Genomic DNA, 18,687 nt, shown 5'->3' on the forward strand with positions numbered 1-18,687 from the left:
AGCAACTGTGCGGAGGAGGGGTGGCGACAGCAGCGAGATGAGACAGGCCCATGCCAGCCGGCAGTGATGTAGCCGATCGGCCGGATGCGCAGCGCGGCCTAGGGGCGGAGACCGCCCCTACGTGGTTTGTCCGTAGCGCCTCGTTCGGACCATGCTGATCATGTGCTGCTGTTGCCATCAGCTGCTCTCGTTCCGGACATCAGTCGGCGCCACTGGATCGGTGTTCGGGCGAGGGTCGCCGACGGAGGTCATGTGGCGTCCCGCCCGCCGGTCGTGTGTCGCCAGCGCCACGAGGACTCCGACCGCCACACCGAGGAGGGTCTCGAGGGCCCGGTCGGCCAGCAGCTGTCCGATCGGCTCGGGGCGTGCGAGGTCGACCAGCAGCAGTGCCAGTGGGGTGATCGTCACCAGCGCCGCCCCGTAGTGGCGGCCGACCAGCACTTCGGTGGTGAGCTGCAACCCGGCGGCGACGAGGATCGTCACGATCGGTGTCAGGCGGAGGGCCAGTAGCGGTGCGGCCACGCCCAGCCCGACGACGGTGCCGAGCACCCGGTGCACGCCGCGCACGACCTGCCGGCGCAACGTGACGGTGACCAGCGGGACGACGGCGGTGACCATCGCCCAGTACGGGTGGCCGATGCCGGTGGCGGTGGCGAGCCCGCCGGCGAGGAGGACGGCGACTGCGCACCGGGCGGCGTGGATCCGCTGCCGGTGCAGCGGGGGATCGGCGGGCCCGGGTCCGCTCGCGGGGCCGCCGAGGCGCGCCGGCTCGAGCGCGGCCAGCAGGACGGCGAAGGCGGCGGTGCCGGCGGCCACAGTTGCCGCCGCCACCACGGCGGAGGGTGCGCCGAGGGGTACCGCGGCGCAGGCGGCCACTGCGAAGACGACGAACGTCGGCCCCGGTGGACGCCACCGGAACCAGTCAGAGGCGCGGGCCGCCGCCGACGCCCACAGGGCAGTCGCAGGCACCGCCAGCCACGCACGGTCAGCACTCAGGGCGACGGCGGCGCCGGAGGCCACCGCCGCGGTGAGCACCAGCCCGACCGCCGCCTGGGTACGCACCCGGGAGGCCCTCGTCGCACCGCGGGCGTAGACGGCGGCGAAGGCGCCGAAGGTCGCGTACAGGGACCACTCCGGCCGGCCCATCCCCCACAGCAGGAGCAACGGGACGGCGATCGAGAGCCCGGCGCGCACGGCGGTCGGGGTGGTGGCGGACTGGGGCGTGACCTCGGTCAGGCGGGCGACGGCTTCGCGCCATCGGGGTGTGGCCGGGTCGGAGGGCACGGGGAGAGGATGACCGTCGGGGACGCGGCGGATGGTCGTGGGTCCTCCAGCTGCTCCGGCGGCACCGCCGGACGTCCTCGGGAATGCCGCCCGGTGCTGGGCGGCGGGCGGCCCGTGGCCGACGGTCGCTGCCGGACCTGTGGCCTACTGCGAGCGCAGTACGTCGACCGGGGAAGCCTGCGAGGGGACGACGCCGCGAGTGCCCGCCGGCCGGGAGGCTGCTGCTGTGAACTCACGTGTCTCCACCACCGGCATCGCCGCGAGCGCGGCCGTCCTGTTGTCCCTGGGTCTGGTCGGCTGCAGCTCGGACGACAGCAGCGACTCGTCGGCGTCCTCGTCCGCCACTTCATCCTCGTCGGGGTCGTCCACCTCCACGGCCGGGTCGGGCGACGTCGTCGCCCTGGCCGAGGCTTTCGCGGCCACCCTGGACGAGGACCAGGCAGAAGCACTGCAGCAGGACTACACGTTCGAGAACGCCAGCAACTGGTCGAACTTCCCCAACGCCCTGCTGACCGGCGATTTCGGTTTCCCGGGCGGCGGGGCACCCAGCGGTGGCCCGCCCAGCGGTGGCCCGCCCAGCGGCGGCGCGCCCACCGGCGGCGGTGCGGGCTCGACCAGCAGCACCGGCCGGGTGGGCCTGCAGACCGACAGCCTCACCGACGAGCAGTGGTCGGCCCTGGAGGACCTGCTTGCCGGCGTCACCGGCAGCGCGGCCAACGAGGGCTTCGACGAGATCCTGCAGCACCTCGCGGCCGACGACTACCTCACCGACAACGGCGGTGGCGACGACTACGGCCGGGGCAACTACTTCATCGCCTTCCTCGGTGAGCCCAGCGCCTCGGGCACCTGGGAGCTCCAGTTCGGCGGCCACCACCTGGCCGTGGCCAACACCTACATCGACGGTGCCCTGGCCGGGGCCACTCCGTCCTTCCGCGGCATCGAGCCGCAGAGCACCGTCGAACAGGACGGTGAGACGGTGCAGCCCGAGCAGCAGGAGCAGGCCGCGTTCGCCGCGCTGCTCGGCTCGCTGGACGACGACCAGCTGGCCACCGCGCAGCTGTCCACCTCCTACAACGACATCCTGCTCGGCCCCGGCAACGACTGGGCCTTCCCCGAGACCTCCGAGGGCTTGGTCGGCTCGGAGCTGACCGACGACCAGAAGGCGCTGCTGCTGGCCGCCATCGCCACCTACGTCGGTGACGTCGACGACGCCAACGCGCAGTCCATCCTCGCCGGATACGAGAGCGAGCTCGACGACACCTACGTCGCCTTCTCGGGGAACAGCTCGATCAGCGGGGTCGGGGACTACGTCCGCATCGACGGTCCGTCGGTGTGGATCGAGTTCTCCCTGCAGAACGGCATCGTGCTGGAGGGCGCGCACCCGCACGCGGTGTGGCGGGACAAGCAGTCCGACTACGCCGGCCTTACCTCCTGACATGGCGGCGATCTCGGCCCGGACCCCGCGCCGACCCCTGCGCGGGGTCCGGGCCGGGGCGCTCGGGCGACGGGCGGCCGGCGCCGTCCTGCTGGCCGCCGTGGCCCTGCTGCTGTCCGCCGGTCCCGCCTGGGCGCACGTCGTCCCGTCCACCGTGCTGCAACTGGACGTGCACCCCGACCGGGTGGACGGCGACCTGCTAATCCCGGCGACCGACCTGGCAGCCGCCAGCGGGCTGCCCCTCGTCGGTGAGGACGGCGCCGCCGTGCCCGTGGACTCGGACACCGCCGGCGCCGTGGCCGACTACCTGACCGACCACGTCGCGGCCACCTCCGACACCGGGGACTGGGACGTCCAAGTCACCGATGTCGCGGCCACCACCACCGAGCAGTACGGCACCGGGACCTTCCCCGCGGTGACAGCCGACGTCGTGCTCACCCCGTCGGCCGGCGCCGACGTGCACCGCTTCGAGCTGGACTACGACGCCGTCGTGCACCAGGTGGTCACCGCCGACGTCTACGTGGTGCTGCGGAGCGACGACACCGGCGTGGCCCCGGCCGAGAACCTGCCGGCCAGCCTCGGCGCGGTCGCCGTGGACACGGTCACCGGGACCGTCCCCGCGCTCCAGGTGGACCTGACCGGCGAGACCACGAGCAGCACCCGGACCGGCTTCCGCGGCATGGTCGCTCTGGGGGTCTCCCACATCGCCGAGGGCACCGACCACCAGCTGTTCCTGCTCACCCTGCTACTGCCGGCGCCGTTGCTGGTGGCGGCCGCCCGGTGGCGGGGCACGGTGCCCGCCGGGCGACCCATCCGGCGGATCACCGCCACCACGCTGGCCTTCACCCTCGGGCACTCGGCCACCCTCGCCCTGGGCGCACTCGGTCTCCCCGTGCCCGGCCAGGCCGTCGAGGCCGCGATCGCGATCAGCATCCTGGTGGCCGCCGCCCACGCCGTCCGGCCGCTGTTCCCGGGGCGGGAGCCGCTCGTCGCCGGTCTGTTCGGCCTCGTCCACGGACTCGCCTTCTCCGGCACCCTGACCGAGCTGGACCTCGCCGGCGGGGAGCTGGTGGGCAGCCTGTTGGGGTTCAACGTCGGTATCGAGCTCATGCAGCTGGCCGTCATCGCCCTGGTCCTGCCGCCGCTGGTGCTGCTCGCGCGGACCCCGGTCTACCGGCGGTTGCGCGTGGCCGCGGCGGTGCTGACCGGGGTGGCCGCCACCGGGTGGCTGCTGGACCGGGTGGGTGTCGACACCCCGCTGGCCGGTGCTGCCGACCGGCTGGGACCGGCCTCGCCGTGGCTGGCCGGGCTGTTGTGGGTCGCTGCCGTGTGCGTCGCGGTGCGGCGCCGGGCCGGGTCCGGCACCTTCCCGGCGGTGGCCGGGCAGGACGGACCGCTGGTCGGTTCCACCCGGTGACGCCGCACGGCGGTCGCGGTGCGCCCGTAGCGTGCCGGTCGTGGATGCAGCTCCTGCGGGACGGCCTCCGTCGCGGCCGTCCCTGCGGTTCGGCGTGACGGTGGCCGCGATCACGCTGCTGGCCGCGGTGGTCCCGGGCGGGGAGCCGCCCGGTCCGGGCGGCGGTCCGCCGTGGGCTGTCCTCGTCGGGGCGCTGGTCGGCGGCGCCGCGCTCCTGTCCCTGCGGCGTCTCCCGGTCCTTGCGGTGGCGGTCTGCCTGGCCGTGGGCACGGCCGTGCAGTTGCTGGTCGGCGGACCCACCGGCCTCGTCGTGCTCGTGTTCTTCGGCCTCTTCGTGGTCGCGCTCCGGCGGCCGCTGCGGGTGGCGCTCGCGCTGCTGGTGGTCTGCTGCCTGGTCTACCTGGGCGCCGATCTCGCCACGGGCGGCTGGGACAGCCGGGTCCTCGCCCCGCTGGCGCTGATGGCCGCCTGCACCGCCGCCGGTGTCGCCGTGGCCGGTCAGCAGGCGCTGGTGCACGCGGCCACCGAGCGGGCCGCCGTGGCCGAGCGGACGCGGCAGGACGAGGCTGACCGGCAGGTCGCCGACGAGCGGCTGCGGATCGCCCGCGAGCTGCACGACGTCGTCGCCCACCACGTCGCGGTGATGGGGGTGCAGGCCGGCGCGGCCGAGCAGCTGCTGGACACCGACCGTGACCAGGTGCGGCTCGCGCTCGCCCAGGTGCGTGCCTCGGGGCGGACGGCGCTGGCCGAACTGGGCGCGGTCGTCGGCCTGTTGCGCAGCCGCTCGAGCCCGGCCCCGGACGACGAGGCCCTCGAGGACGAGCTGCGGCCGGTCGGGGCCGGGCTGGCGCGGCTGCCGGAGCTGCTGGCGTCGGTCCGCGCCGCCGGTCTGCGGCTGACCGTGGCCTCGCCGCCCGAGCTCCCGGCGGCGACCGGCCTGGACGAGGTGGCCGACATCGCCGCCTACCGCATCGTGCAGGAGTCGCTCACCAACGCGCTGCGCCACGGCACGGGGGGCGCTGAGCTGACCATCGAGGTCCACCCGGGAGAAGTGGTGATCATCGTGCTCAACCCGGTCGCGACCGGCGATCGGGCGGTCGCCCGGCCGGGGAGTGGGCACGGGCTGCTGGGCATGCGGGAGCGGGCCGCCCTGGTGGGTGCCGAGCTGAGCGCCGGACCCACCGGGGACGGGGGCTTCGCCGTGCGCGTCCGCATCCCGACCCGCCGGCCGGCCCCGGCATGACCACGCCCATCCGGGTGCTCCTGGCCGACGACCAGCCCCTGATCCGGTCCGGGGTGGCGGCCATGCTCGGCAGCGCACCGGACATCGTGGTCGTCGCCCAGGCCGACGACGGCAGCCAGGCCATCCGCCTGGCCCAGCTGCACCGGCCCGACGTCGTCCTCATGGACCTGCGTATGCCGGTCCTCGACGGCATCGCCGCCACCCGTGCCATCACCGCGCAGCCGGCGCTGGCCGGCGTGCGGATCGTCGTCCTGACCACCTTCGACAGCGACCGCAACGTGTTGCTCGCGCTGCGGGCGGGTGCCAGCGGCTTCGTCGGCAAGGGTTCCGAGCCGGCCGACCTGATCGAGGCGGTCCGGGTCGTCGCCGCCGGGGACGCCCTGCTCTCCCCACGGGCGACCCGGGCCCTCGTCGAGGACTACGTGCTGGGCGGCGCGGACCCCGGGTCCCCGGACGCCGACGAAGCCGACGCCCGTGCGGCGTTCGGTCAGCTGACCGAACGGGAACTGGAGCTCGTGACCTGGGTCGCGCTCGGATCGAGCAACGCCGAGATCGCCGAAGCCCTGGTGCTGTCACCGCTGACGGTCAAGACACACGTCAACAGGGCGATGGCGAAGGTCGGGGCGCGGGACCGGGCGCAGTTGGTCGTGCTGGCCTACCGCACGGGCCTGGTGCACCCGCGGATGCGGCGACCGGGACCGCCTGGCCCAGCATGAAAGAGCGGGGTTGGGCTCGTGCACGACACGGGGCTGACCGCCGCATGCCCCGTCTGGTCCGCGACGACACTGCCGCCCGCGTCCGCGCGCTGGACACCGAACTGGGCGACCGGCTGCCCGGCGACCTTCTGGACCGGCGGTGAGCAGACGGGGCAGGGGAGCTGGCTGCTGTCAGCGTCGGGGGTCGCCGGTCGGCCCGGCGGGACCCGGCGACTCACTGCCGGTGCCGAGGACGGCGGCGAGGAAGGCGCGGGCACTGGGCGTCGAGAGCGTCGGGGCTCGGTGCACGAGCCCGATCGGGTGCCGTGCCGTCGGGTCGTCGAGCCGGAGCACCGCGACCAGGGTGGCGGCCCGCGCCGTGGACGTCGGGACCAGGCCCGCGCCGAGGCCCAGGCCGGCGTAGCGGGTGACGGCGTCGGGCGTCCCCAGCTCGAACGCCACGGTGCGCTCGACCCCGGCCCGGTCGAAGGCCGCGTCGGCCTGCAGGCGCAGCCCGGACTCCTGCCGCATCTCGATGAAGGGACCGGCCGCGGCGAGCTCGTCGAGGGCGACGCCGTCGCGCCCGGCGAGGGGGTGGGTGGGCGCAACGACGGCGACCAGCGGCTCGTCGGCGAGGAGGTGGTGGACGAGGCCGGGCGGGAGCTGCTCGGCGTAGAGGCCGACGAACGCCAGGTCCAGGTCTCCGGTGCGGACCGCTTCGGCCATGTGCCGGCTCCCGCTGTCGTGCACGGCGATCTCCACCGCGGGATGCCGTTGGTGGAACTCGAGCAGGGCCCGGTCGAAGCGGGGCAACCGCATCGCGGCCGTGCCGATGACCCCCAACCGCAGCCGCCCGGTCACCACGCCGGAGAAGCCGGCGAGCTCGGCCCGGGCCACCTCGGCACCACGCAGGAGTTCCCGGGCGTGGGGGAGGAGCAGCTCGCCGGCCGGAGCCACCCGCACCGACCGGCTGGTGCGGTGGAACAACCTCACCCCCAGCTCCCGCTCCAACCGGGCCACCTGCGCGCTGAGGGCGGACTGGACGACGTGGCAGCGGGCGGCGGCCCGGGTGAAGCTCCGTTCCTCCGCCACCGCCACGACGTACTCGAGCTGCCGCAGATCCATCACCGTCTCCGATCGTTCGGACCACATCATGGCGTTGGACTCTGTGACGGCGGTCTCGGATCCTCGTAGGTGCAAGGACGCCCGCCGGGGCCGGTACACCTCCCGGGGCCCGGGCGTGGCCCACCCCGACCGCATCCGCCGTCGGGCTCGTCGTCGGCCGGCCGCTGCAGGGCCACTGGCGAACGGACTCATGGCGGGACCCGTGGACGGTCCCCGCCGGCCCCCTTCGTGCACTCTGCGCGGGACCGCACTGCCTGTGTCCGGCGCGCCACCCTGAGGAGCTCTGCATGACCACAGCGATCACGAGGACCGCCGAGCAGGACACCCGACGGCGCCGGACGGTGGCCTGGGTCGCCGGCCTCGGCTTCCTCGGTCTGGTCTTCGACGGCTACGACCTCGTCGTCTACGGCACCGTTCTGCCCATCTTCCTGGACGACCCCACGCAGATCGGTCCGGTCACGCCGGCCATGGGCGGGGCCCTGGGCAGCTACGCACTCGTCGGTGTGCTCGTCGGCGCGCTGCTGGCCGGCACCGTGTCCGACGTCATCGGCCGGCGCAAGCTCATGCTCCTGGCCTACGGGTGGTTCGCCGTCGGGATGGGCGTCACCGCGTTCAGCCAGTCCGCCACCGTGTTCGGGCTGATGCGGTTCCTCACCGGCCTCGGCATCGGCTGCCTGCTGGCCACCACCGCCGCGCTCGTCTCCGAGTACGCCCCGCCGGGCAAGAAGAACCTCTACAACGCCCTCACGTACTCGGGCATCGCGGTCGGCAGCACGCTGTCCGCGCTGCTCGCCATCTTCCTGCTGCCCGCGATCGGCTGGCGGGGCATGTTCCTCATCGGCGCGCTCCCCCTGGTCACGCTGCTCCCGCTCGCGGCCGTCAAGCTGCCCGAGTCGTCGGTGTGGCTGCAGGCCCGCGGTCGCCTCGAGGAGGCCCGTGCCCTCGCCGAGCGGACCGGCGTGCCGCTGTCGGAGGCACCGCCGGTGGCCGCGACGTCCGACCGCCGCGAGCGGGTCGGCTTCGCCGGGCTCTTCAGCGGCGCCAACGCCCTTCCGGCCATCCTGCTCGGGTTCATGAGCGTGACCGGCCTGGTGCTCGTCTACGCGCTCAACACGTGGCTGCCGGAGCTGATGGGCCGCGCGGGCTTCACGACCAAGGGTTCCCTGGCGTTCCTGCTCGTGCTCAACGGCGCGGCCGTGGTCGGTCAGCTGATCGGCTCGCGGCTGGCCGACCGTTGGGGACCCAAGCCCGTCGTGGCCGGCTTCTTCCTGCTGGGTGCGGTCGCCATCGCCCTGCTCACGCTGAGCCTGCCGCTGGGGTTCCTGCTGCTGTTCGTCGCGCTCGCCGGCGTCGGGACCAGCGGCACGCAGACCCTGGTCTACGGCTTCGTGGCCAACTACTTCCGCACGAACGTCCGGGGCGCGGCGGTGGCGTGGTGCGCCGGGTTCGGCCGGCTCGGTGGGATCGGCGGCCCGCTGCTCGGCGGTCTGCTGGTCGGCGCGGGCCTCGCGTTGAACTCGATCTTCTTCATCCTGGCCGGCATCGCCCTGGCCGGCGTCGTCCTGACCCTGCTGGTGCCGACGCGCCGGGCGCACGACCTGCACCCCACCGTCGTCGAGCCGTCGGCGACGACGCCGGGTGTGACGCAGCCCGCGCAGCTCGGCCGCTGACCCGGCCCGGTGTCCTGACCACCCTCGACCCCCTGGAGGCCCACCGTGTACGACCGGATGCTGGTCGCCGTCGACGCGTCCCCCGACTCCCCGGACGACTCGCTCGCGCGTACGGCGCAGTTCGCGACGATGGCCGGTGCCTCGGTCCACCTGCTGCACGTCGCCCGCGGGCACCTCGGCGCCCGTGACATCACGGCCGGCGCCGGGTTCGGGGTCGACCCGGTCGAGGACGACGTCGACGTCCAGGACCGGCAGGTCGTCCAGGACGCCGTCGATCGGCTGGCCTCGGCCGGCATCGAGGTCCACGGCGAGCTCGTCGGGGCCACGGAGCACGACGTCGCCGACGTCATCGTCCAGCGCGCCGAGGAACTGGCCGTCGACCTCATCGTGCTCGGCTATCAGCACCACCGCGGGTCGACCGTCGCCGAACACGTCATCCGGCGGCGGCCGCACTGCTCGATCCTCCTGGCCCGGCCGCCGGAGTCCCACCGGGGACGCCGGTGACCGGTGCCGACTCCCCGTCCCACCCAGGAGGAGCCCCCGAATCCCCCGTCCCCGCATCTGTAGCGAGCGGACCCACCACCACCAAGGAGCAGTTATGAAGACCGTCGTCGTGACCGACCCGCCCCGGGCGGACGCCGGCGAGGCCGAGAAGCTGGGCACCTTCGGCGTGGCCACCGTGCACGAGGCGCTGGGCCGGGTCGGCTACCTCGGCCCCGAGTACCGGCCGGCGTGGCCGGGCGCGCGGATCGGCGGCACCGCCGTCACGGTCGTGTGCTGGCCCGGGGACAACCTGATGATCCACGTCGCCGTCGAGCAGTGCCGGGCCGGCGACGTCCTCGTGGTGGCCACCAACTCGCCGTCCACCGACGGGCTGTTCGGCGAGCTGTTCGCCACCGCGCTGGCCCGCCGCGGCGTGCGGGGCGTGATCCTGGCCAGCGGCGTCCGCGACGTCGCCGAGCTGCGCGAGATGGGCTTCCCCGCCTGGTCGCGGGCGATCAGCGCGCAGGGCTCGGTCAAGGCCACCGCCGGCGCGGTCAACGTGCCGGTCGTCCTGGGCGGCCAGACGATCCACCCCGGCGACGTCGTGCTGGGTGACGACGACGGCGTGATGGTGGTGCCCCGGGCCGACGTCGCCCGCGCGCTGACCGCCTCGCAGGCCCGTCTGGACAAGGAGGCCGCCGCCCGCGCCGCCTTCCAGGAGGGGCAGCTGGGCCTGGACCGCTACGGCCTGCGCGAGCGGCTGCCCGAGTTCGGCATCGAGTACCTGACCTACGAGGAGTACCGGAAGGAGGCCGGCGGTGACTGACGCCTCCGGCTACGACGACGCCGGCGTCCGCTGCACGATGCTGCGCGGCGGCACGTCCCGGGGGCTGTTCTTCGAGCCGGGCGACCTGCCCGCCGACCCCGCCGACCGCGACGACCTGCTGCTGCGGCTGATGGGCACCCCCGACCCGCGGCAGATCGACGGGCTGGGCGGCGGGACGTCGCTGACCAGCAAGGTCGCCCTCGTCGGGCCCTCGGAGCACCCGGATGCCGACGTCGACTACCTGTTCCTGCAGCTGGGGGTGGACGAGGCCACCGTCAGCACGCAGCAGAACTGCGGCAACATCCTGGCCGGCGTCGGGCCGTTCGCGGTCGAGCGCGGCCTGGTGCCCGCCGGCGCGGAGGAGACCACCGTGCGGATCCGGATGGTCAACTCCGACAGCGTCGCGGTCGCCACGTTCCCCACCCCGGGCGGCCGGGTCGAGTACCGCGGCGACGTCGAGATCGCCGGCGTGCCGGGGACGGCCGCGCCCGTGGTGCTCGCCTTCACCGACACCGAGGGGTCGGCGACCGGCAGCCTGCTGCCCACCGGCCACCTCCGCGACACCGTCGACGGGGTCGAGGTCACCTGCGTGGACAACGGCATGCCGGTGGTCGTCGCGACGGCGGAGTCCCTCGGGCTGACCGGCTACGAGCCGCACGAGCAGCTGGCCGCCGACACCGCGCTGCTCGAGCGGGTCGACGCGCTGCGCACCAAGGCCGGGCAGCTCATGGGCCTCGGGGACGTGAGCCGCTCGTCGGTGCCCAAGACCGTGCTGGTCGCCCCCGCCCGGGACGGCGGCCAGGTGTGCACCCGGTCGTTCATCCCCGTGCAGCCGCACACCTCGATCGGCGTGCTGGCCGCGGTGAGCGTGGCGACCGGCCTGCTCCTGCCCGGGGCGGTCGGGCACGAGCTCACCGCCGCCTGGGACGCCGGCCGGTCGCAGGTCGACGTCGAGCACCCCACCGGCCACCTGCTGGTCGACGTCGTCGTCGACGCCGCGGCCACCCCGCCGCGGGTGGTGCGCTCCGGGGTCGTGCGGACGGCCCGGAAGCTCTTCGACGGCCCCGCCTACCCCCGCGCCTGAGAAGGGTCCCCTCCTCCCCACCCCTCGCACGCTCGGGGCGGTGCCCGGGAGGGGGCGCCCACCCCACATCCTCCTGGAGACGTCATGCCACCGATGCACGAGATCGCCCACCTCGCCCACGTCGAGCTCCGCACCCCGGTGCTCGATCAGAGCGTCGAGTTCTTCACCCGCTACCTCGGACTGACCGTCAACGGATCATCCGGGGACACGGTGTACCTGCGCACGTGGGACGACTACGAGAACACCTCGATCAAGCTGGTCGACCACACCACGTCCGGGGTCGGGCGCACCAACCTGCGGGCCGCCAGCCCGGACGCGCTCGACCGCCGTGTCAAGGCGATCGAGGCCAGCGGCCACGGCATCGGGTGGCAGGACGGCGACCCCGGCTACGGGCCGACGTACGCGTTCACCGACCCCGACGGGCACGAGTTCGGCCTCTACTACGAGAGCGAGTGGTACCGCCCGCCGGCCGAGCTGACGCCATCGCTGAAGAACCAGGCCCAGGCTTATCCGGCCCGGGGCGCCAGCGCGCGACGCCTGGACCACATCAACTTCCTCGGCGCCGAGCCGCTGGCGAACAGGGACTTCCAGGTCGACGTCCTGGGTGCCATGGTCACCGAGCAGATCCAGCTCGACGACGGGACGATCGCGGCCAGCTGGCAGACGTTCACGAACAAGAGCTACGACGTCGTCTACACCCAGGACTGGACCGGCTCGCGCGGTCGGCTGCACCACATCGCGTTCGCCACCGACACCCGCGAGGACATCCTGCGCGCGGCCGACATCGCCCTCGAACAGGGCGTGTTCATCGAGACCGGCCCGCACAAGCACGCGATCCAGCAGACCTTCTTCCTCTACGTGTACGAGCCCGGCGGCAATCGCATCGAGCTGTGCAACGCCGGCGCCCGTATGGTGCTGGCCCCCGACTGGAAGCCCATCACCTGGACGGAGGCCGAGCGAGCCAAGGGGCAGGCGTGGGGGCTGAGGACGATCGAGTCCTTCCACACCCACGGCACGCCGTCGGTCGCCCCCGACGACGTCGAGCCGATGCCGGTGGACGTGGACCCCATCGAGGGAAGCGTCTGGTGATCGCAACGGTCGCCGCGCCCGTCGCCGTCCTCGCTCGGGCGAGGCCGGTCCAGGGGTCGGCCGATCAGCGAGCAGCTCGTCCAGGAAGACGTGACAATTGCGGTGGTCGCTGCAGGCAGGGCCGTGATCGAAGCCACCGACACCGCCCGGACGGAAGCCCACCCTCGCCGGGCCGGCGCAGCCGGCAGCAGCTGAACCCGCCCGTCCCGGCTGGTGCGCCGACGTGAGGAGACGGTCCATGCAGATCAGGACGGGACGACGCCGCTCCGGTGCGCGGACGGCCCGGCGGATCCTGGCGGTGACGAGTGCGGTGCTCGCCGCCCTGGCGCTGAGCCAGGCCACCGCCCTCGCGGACCCCGGGCCCGCCGGTGAGGCCGCCGACGGGCTCGCGGACCTGCCGGCGGTGCTGCCGGTCGTGGACTGCGCGGCGGTGGCCGAGCTCGACCTGACCGGCGTCACCGACGGCCCGGTCACCATCACCTCAGCGGCCCCCATCGATGCCGGGACCCCGGTCGGCAACTCCCGGGATCCCTTCGCCGTGACCGCCCCTGCCTGCCACGTCACGGGGGTCATCGGCCCGGGCGCCGCGGTGTTCGAGCTCGTGCTGCCGACCCAGGGCTGGACGCAGCGGTACCTGCAGGTCGGCTGCGGCGGCCTGTGCGGCTCGATCACCCTCGACCCGCCGATGGCCGGCACCTGCCGGCCGGTCACCGACGGCACCATCGCGATGGCCGCGACCGACATGGGCCACCAGGGCCAGAACGACGGCACGTGGGCCGCGGACAACCCGCAGGCGATCCTCGACTTCGCCTACCGGGCTCAGCACGCCCTCGCGCAGGTCGCCAAGGCCGTCATCGGCGAGTTCTACGGTCAGGCGCCGGCGTACTCCTACTTCGACGGCTGCTCCGACGGCGGCCGCGAGGCCCTCATGGAGGCGCAGCGCTACCCGGACGACTTCGACGGGATCGCCGCGGGCGCGCCCGCCAACGACATCGTCGTCCAGAACACCTACCACCACGCTTGGAACGTGCTCGCGAACCGGGACGCGGACGGCCGGTTCATCCTGCTGGCGGGCAAGCTGCCGTTGATCCACCAGGCCGTGCTGGACGCCTGCGACGACGCCGACGGCGTGGTGGACGGCATCCTCGACGACCCCCGTGCCTGCGACTTCGACCCGGCGACGCTGCTGTGCCCGAGCGAGCAGGCCGATGCCTCAGCCTGTCTCACCCAGGCCGAGGTGGACGTGGTCCGCAGGCTGCACGACGGTCCGGTCGACGCGGAAGGGCGGCACCTCGAGCAGCCGATCGCGCATGAGTGGGGTTCGGAGCTGGGCTGGAGCCTCTTCGTGCCCGAGACGGCGGAGGGCCCGTCGGCCAGCGAGATGTTCGCCCTACCCTTCCTGCGGTACCTGGCCTTCCAGAACCAGCAGGACCCGAACTACCAGCTCGCCGATCTCCAGTTCACCGTCGACTACTTCTGGCAGGTCGTGCAGAGCTCGGCGTACCTGGCCGCGACCGACCCGGACCTGACCCGGTTCGCCCGCAGCGGCGGGAAGCTCCTGCTCTGGCACGGCTGGGAGGACGAACACATCACCCCGCAGTCGACACTCGACTACTACCGACACGTGCGCGAGTACATGGGGGCCGAGCAGGCCGACCGGTTCGCCAAGCTGTACGTGTTCCCCGGGGTGGCCCACTGCGGAGGAGGAACGGGCGCGAACACGTTCGACGTCCTCACCCCGCTGATGGCCTGGACGGAGACGCGCACACCGCCGGAGGAGATCATCGCCTCCCGGGTCGACGACGACGGCACGGTGACGCGCACGCGCCCGGTGTACCCGTATCCGGCGGTGGCGCGCTACGACGGCTCGGGCAGTACCGACGACGCAGCGAACTTCGTCCCCTACACGCCGCCCACGGAGCCGGCCGTCGGGTACGACTGGGTCGGCGAGGCGCTCTACTCACACGGCTACCAGGCCTCGTGCCACGTGATAAACGGCCAGCTGGTGTGTGACCAGGACGAGCCCATCGGGCCGCGCACCTAGGACTGCACCGGCACCCGTGCCGGTGGGTGCGCGGACGGTCGGTCGTGTCGTCGTGACGTGGGCCCCAGCGTCCGCGACGCCATCGCCCTGCCGTTCCGAAGGCCGCGGTCCGCTGCCGAGACGACGTCCCGGGCATGTGGCCCCATCCGTCGTCATCGATGCTCGACGCCGACGGTGGCGCTGTGCGCGGCAGCGCTGCGGTCCCGGGTGGCGACGGCGACCAGGAGGCCGACAGCGACGCCGATGCCGGTCTCCAGTGCTCGGGCCGCCAGGAGCGAGCCGATGGGTTGCGGATGGGCCAGGTGGCCGAGGAGCAGCGCCAGAGGGGTGATGAAGAGGAGTGCGGCGCCGTAGTGGCGGGCGACGAGCAGTTCGGTCACCGTCTGCAGCGCCGCGGCCACGAGGATGGTGACGATCGGCGGCAGCGGGAGGGCCAGCAGCAGGGCCGCCAGCACCAGCCCGACGAGCGTGCCCAGCAGGCGGTGGAGCCCTCGGACGACCTGGCGCGACAGCGTCGGCGTGGCCAGCGGGACCACAGCTGCCACCACCGCCCAGTAGGGGTGGCTGATGCCTGCCGCGGTGGCGGCCGTGCCGGCGAGCAACACGGCGGCCGCGCACCGCAGTGCGTGCACCTTCTGCCGGTGCGCCGACGGGTCGGCAGGGCCAGCGGCGTACGACGCGGCTCTCCGTCCGGGCTCGACAGCGCTCAGGAAAAGGGCGAACGCGGCGGTCCCGGCCGTGGTCGCCACCGCCGCGGCGACCTGAGCCGGCCGGTCGAGAGGGACGGCGGCACAGGCCGCGACGGCGAACACCGCGAACGTGGGGCCGGGCGGCCGCCAGCGGTAGTGGTCCGAGGCCCTGGCCGCAGCGGTGGCCCACGCGGCGGCGACCGGGACGGCGAGCCAGGACCGGTGGACGCTGAGCGCCACGAGAGCCCCGGTGGTGACCGCGGCGGTGAGGACGAGTGCGACCGCGGCCTGGATCCGCAGCCGTGCGCCGCGTGTCCGGCCCCGGCCGTAGACGGCGGTGAAGGCCCCGAACGTGGCGTACAGGGACCACTCGACGTGCCCCACAGCCCAGAGCACCAGGAGCGGTAGGGCGATCGACAACCCCGCCCGGACGGCGGTCGCGGCGGTGTCGGTCTGTGGAGTGACCTCCAGCAGACGTGCGACCGCGCTCCGCCACCGCTGACCATGGGCGCGCCGCGCCGATCCCTCCACCGCACCCCCGGGAGCTCGAGTTCTCGCCTCGTCCGTGGAGGGTGCCCGAAGGCGGGTCGTCTCACCCCGGAGGGTGCGGGCGTCCCACGGGACGCCGATCTCCTCGACGGCCGGCACTCGGTGACGCCGTGTCTTGCCGCCGGTCAGCACCGCGAGCGTCGAGGCCACCGCGGCGAGCCCCATGACCTCCACCGGCGTCATCGGACAGGCGGCCCAGCCCGACGAGACCTCGGCCACGGACAGTCAGTGTCCGACGGTGACCCGGTCGTACGTCTGCTGCGAGCACCGCCCGCGGACGCGTGCCCCAGAAGCGCGCGCTCATCGATCTGATTCGTCGATCGCTGAGGCCGCACATCGGCGTTGGACCGATCGATCTACCTCTTCGACACTCGATGTGTGACCACGATCTCCCGTTCTGCCACCTCCGGTCCCACGTCGGTGCGAGTCCGCCGACTGATCGCCCCGCTCGCTGCCGTGGCCGTGTTGACGACGGCCGCCTGCGGCTCCGACGACAGCGGCTCGGCCTCCGGGACGGAGGGCGGCGGGCCGACGCAGATCGCCGTCGGCGTCATCCCGATCGTCGACGTGGCGCCCATCTACCTCGGCGAGGAGCAGGGCTTCTTCGACGACCACGGCATCGACCTGGAGCTGGTCACGCAGAGCGGCGGCGCCGCCGCGGTGCCCGGGGTCGTCTCCGGCGACCTCCAGTTCGCCTTCGGCAACGTCACCTCGGCGCTGCTGGCCGGCTCGGAGGGCATCCCGCTGCGCATGGTCGCCGAGGGCGCGTCGTCCACCGGCGATCCGGCCACCGACTTCGCCGGCATCGTCGTCCCGGCCGACAGCCCCATCCAGACCGCGGCGGACCTCGCCGGCCGCCGCGTGGCGATCAACAACCTGAACAACATCAACGACGTCACGACCCGCGCGGTGGTCGAGGCGGCGGGCGGTGACCCGTCGAGCGTCGACTTCGTCGAGCTGGCGTTCCCGGACATGCCGGTTGCGGTCGCCAACGGTGACGTCGACGCCGCCGTTGTGGTGGAGCCGTTCCTGTCCGCCATGACCGGCCGGGGTGACCGGGTGGTGGCCGCGCCCTACGCCGAGGCCGTCGAGGACCTGACGGTCGCCACCTACTTCACGACGCAGCAGTACATCCAGGAGAACCCCGACGTCGTCGAGGAGTTCCGGGCCGCGGTCCAGGAGTCGCTGCAGTACGCCAGCGACAACCCCGACGAGGTGCGGCGCATCATCACCACCTACACCCAGATCGAGCCCGAGGTCGCCCAGCAGATCGCGCTGCCCGCCTACCCGCAGGAGATCGACGTCGACTCGATCACCGCGGTCGCCGAGCTCATGCAGCAGTACGGAGCCACCGAGGACGCCGTCGACGTCGACTCGCTCATCGCCGCCGGCTGACCCGAACGACAGAAGACCCCGCACAGACAGATCTCGAGCAGCAGGAGGAAGACCGTGGCCAAGATCGTGGGCGGTATCGGCATGTCGCACTCGCCGACCATCGGGTTCGCCCTGGACATGCAGAAGCAGAACGACCCGGCCTGGGCGCCGATCTTCGACGGCTTCGCCGAGGTGCGGGACTGGGTGCGGCGCCAGGACGTCGACGTCCTGTTCATGATCTACAACGACCACATCACGTCGTTCTTCTTCGACCACTACTCGGCCTTCGCCCTCGGGGTGGACGACGCGTACGTCCCGGCGGACGAGGGCGGCGGTCCGCGCGACGTCCCGCCGGCGAGGGGCCACGACGCGCTGGCCCGCCACATCGGTGCCGCGCTCATGGCCGACGAGTTCGACATGTCGTTCTTCCAGGGCAAGCCGGTCGACCACGGGGTCCTGTCACCGCTGTCGATGATGGGCGACGAGGACGGCCCGTGGCCGGGGAGCATCGTGCCGCTGCAGGTCGGCGTCCTGCAGCTGCCGATCCCCAGCGCTCGCCGCTGCTACAAGCTCGGCCAGTCGCTGCGCAAGGCGATCGAGAGCTTCCCGGACGACGACCTGCGCGTGGCCATCGCGGCCACCGGTGGCATGTCGCACCAGGTCCACGGTGAGCGCGCCGGCTTCATCAACGAGGCCTGGGACGACGAGTTCCTGCAGCTGCTCGAAACCGCTCCCGAGAAGCTCGCCGAGATGCGCGTCGCGGAGTTCGCGAAGCTCGGGGGCTGGGAGGGGTCCGAGGTCATCGTGTGGCTGATCATGCGGGGGGCTCTGTCCGGCACCGTCACGAAGGTGCACGCCCAGACCTACGCGCCCTCGGTCACCAACATCGCCACCGTGGTGTTCGAGGACCTGGGGAGCAACCCCGACCCCGCGGAGGTGGCGGCCTACCGCGCGCACATCGGTCACCAGTTCGCCGGGGCCGAGGAGCTGCCGGGCACCCACCCTTTCACCCTGGAGCGCAGCCGCGCCTGCTTCCGCATCAACGACTTCCTCCACCGGCTGGTCGAGCCCGCGCATCGGCAGCGGTTCGTCGACGATTTCGAGGCGCTGGCCGAGGAGTTCGAGCTGACCGACGAGGAGCGCGACCTGATCCGCGGCCGCGAGTGGCTGGAGATGGTGCGCCGCGGGGTCAGCTTCTTCGTGCTGGAGAAGATGGCCGCGGTGCTCGGCGTCTCCAACCCGCAGGTCTACGCCAGCTTCCGCGGGGAGACCCTCGAGCAGTTCATGGCCACCCGCAAGGTGCCGATCCAGTACTCCGTCGCCGGCGGTGCCAAGGCGGCCCACATCGACGGGAGCTGAGCCGCCCACCTCGACAACGGGGCTCTGCGGGCCGACAGACGCGTTCGCGCAGGTCCGATCAGCAACTCCTGAAGGCCGTCCGCACCACGAGAGGGACAACCGGACCCGGCAGCCGGCCGGGTTCTCGGGGCCCGCGCCGACCTTCCGCAGCGCCGCTGGGCGGGATCTCGTCGCTCGGAGCGGCCAGGACCTGCCGGCGCTGGTCGGGGGGCAGCCGGGTGAACGCCTCGGCATGCAGGTGCTCGAGCTGGTCGGGCGGGGCTGTGCCAGGTGGCGGCCGGGCGCTGGAGGAGGCGGCGTAGGCGGTCCAGCGGGCTCATG

The 18,687-nt window shown here is 73.3% G+C and carries 15 protein-coding genes; 12 read left to right on the top strand and 3 right to left on the bottom strand.

The features are described 5' to 3' along the window. Window positions 1-177: 177 nt before the first annotated feature. Window positions 178-1,284: an FUSC family protein gene (locus tag ACI79C_RS17750; protein ID WP_456946997.1), complete on the bottom strand. Its 1,107-nt coding sequence runs from the start codon at window positions 1,282-1,284 to the stop codon at window positions 178-180. Window positions 1,285-1,510: 226 nt separating this feature from the next. On the opposite strand from ACI79C_RS17750, the gene ACI79C_RS17755 reads away from it, so the two are divergent. From ACI79C_RS17755 to ACI79C_RS17770, 4 genes are read left to right on the top strand one after another with little or no spacing between them, the layout of a single operon-like run. Next, window positions 1,511-2,719, top strand: a complete 1,209-nt coding sequence (locus ACI79C_RS17755; protein ID WP_456946998.1) for a DUF3500 domain-containing protein — start codon at window positions 1,511-1,513, stop codon at window positions 2,717-2,719. Window position 2,720: 1 nt separating this feature from the next. After that, window positions 2,721-4,136 (top strand): HupE/UreJ family protein, encoded by a 1,416-nt coding sequence (locus ACI79C_RS17760; RefSeq protein WP_456946999.1) that lies wholly within the window; start codon window positions 2,721-2,723, stop codon window positions 4,134-4,136. A 40-nt stretch (window positions 4,137-4,176) separates the two neighbouring features. Further along, a complete protein-coding gene (locus ACI79C_RS17765) occupies window positions 4,177-5,379 on the top strand; it encodes a sensor histidine kinase (RefSeq protein WP_456947000.1) in 1,203 nt (400 codons plus the stop codon). After that, window positions 5,376-6,095, top strand: a complete 720-nt coding sequence (locus tag ACI79C_RS17770) for a response regulator (protein WP_456947001.1) — start codon at window positions 5,376-5,378, stop codon at window positions 6,093-6,095. Before ACI79C_RS17765 ends, ACI79C_RS17770 begins: the two co-directional genes overlap by 4 nt. 171 nt (window positions 6,096-6,266) lie before the next feature. On the opposite strand, the gene ACI79C_RS17775 is transcribed toward ACI79C_RS17770, so the two are convergent. After that, entirely contained in the window at window positions 6,267-7,199 is a 933-nt protein-coding gene (locus ACI79C_RS17775) for a LysR family transcriptional regulator (protein WP_456947002.1), read from the bottom strand. 287 nt (window positions 7,200-7,486) lie between these two features. Between ACI79C_RS17775 and ACI79C_RS17780 the strand changes: the two genes are divergently transcribed. From ACI79C_RS17780 to ACI79C_RS17805, 6 genes are all read left to right on the top strand, one after another. Further along, on the top strand, window positions 7,487-8,869 hold the full coding sequence (locus ACI79C_RS17780; RefSeq protein ID WP_456947003.1) for an MFS transporter: 1,383 nt from the start codon (window positions 7,487-7,489) through the stop codon (window positions 8,867-8,869). Between the two features lie 45 nt (window positions 8,870-8,914). Then, complete coding sequence (locus ACI79C_RS17785; protein ID WP_456947004.1) at window positions 8,915-9,373, top strand: universal stress protein; 459 nt, start codon at window positions 8,915-8,917, stop codon at window positions 9,371-9,373. 94 nt (window positions 9,374-9,467) lie between these two features. Next, window positions 9,468-10,178 carry a 4-carboxy-4-hydroxy-2-oxoadipate aldolase/oxaloacetate decarboxylase gene (locus tag ACI79C_RS17790; protein ID WP_456947005.1) on the top strand — a complete coding sequence of 237 codons (711 nt, stop codon included), beginning with the start codon at window positions 9,468-9,470 and terminating at the stop codon, window positions 10,176-10,178. Continuing rightward, window positions 10,171-11,262 (top strand): 4-oxalomesaconate tautomerase, encoded by a 1,092-nt coding sequence (locus ACI79C_RS17795; protein ID WP_456947006.1) that lies wholly within the window; start codon window positions 10,171-10,173, stop codon window positions 11,260-11,262. The genes ACI79C_RS17790 and ACI79C_RS17795 overlap by 8 nt, the downstream gene beginning before the upstream one ends. 84 nt (window positions 11,263-11,346) lie before the next feature. Next, entirely contained in the window at window positions 11,347-12,351 is a 1,005-nt protein-coding gene (locus ACI79C_RS17800; protein ID WP_456947007.1) for a VOC family protein, read from the top strand. Window positions 12,352-12,589: 238 nt separating this feature from the next. Further along, window positions 12,590-14,395 carry a tannase/feruloyl esterase family alpha/beta hydrolase gene (locus ACI79C_RS17805; protein WP_456947008.1) on the top strand — a complete coding sequence of 602 codons (1,806 nt, stop codon included), beginning with the start codon at window positions 12,590-12,592 and terminating at the stop codon, window positions 14,393-14,395. Between the two features lie 152 nt (window positions 14,396-14,547). On the opposite strand, the gene ACI79C_RS17810 is transcribed toward ACI79C_RS17805, so the two are convergent. Continuing rightward, window positions 14,548-15,852, bottom strand: coding sequence for an FUSC family protein (locus tag ACI79C_RS17810; RefSeq protein WP_456947009.1), 1,305 nt, complete (start codon window positions 15,850-15,852; stop codon window positions 14,548-14,550). 237 nt (window positions 15,853-16,089) lie between these two features. Between ACI79C_RS17810 and ACI79C_RS17815 the strand changes: the two genes are divergently transcribed. Together ACI79C_RS17815 and ACI79C_RS17820 are read left to right on the top strand one after the other, a co-directional pair. Beyond that, complete coding sequence (locus ACI79C_RS17815; protein ID WP_456947010.1) at window positions 16,090-17,028, top strand: ABC transporter substrate-binding protein; 939 nt, start codon at window positions 16,090-16,092, stop codon at window positions 17,026-17,028. 54 nt (window positions 17,029-17,082) lie between these two features. Next, complete coding sequence (locus ACI79C_RS17820) at window positions 17,083-18,366, top strand: gallate dioxygenase (RefSeq protein WP_456947011.1); 1,284 nt, start codon at window positions 17,083-17,085, stop codon at window positions 18,364-18,366. Window positions 18,367-18,687 lie beyond the last annotated feature (321 nt).

The sequence above is a fragment of the Geodermatophilus sp. SYSU D00697 genome, assembly GCF_054050175.1.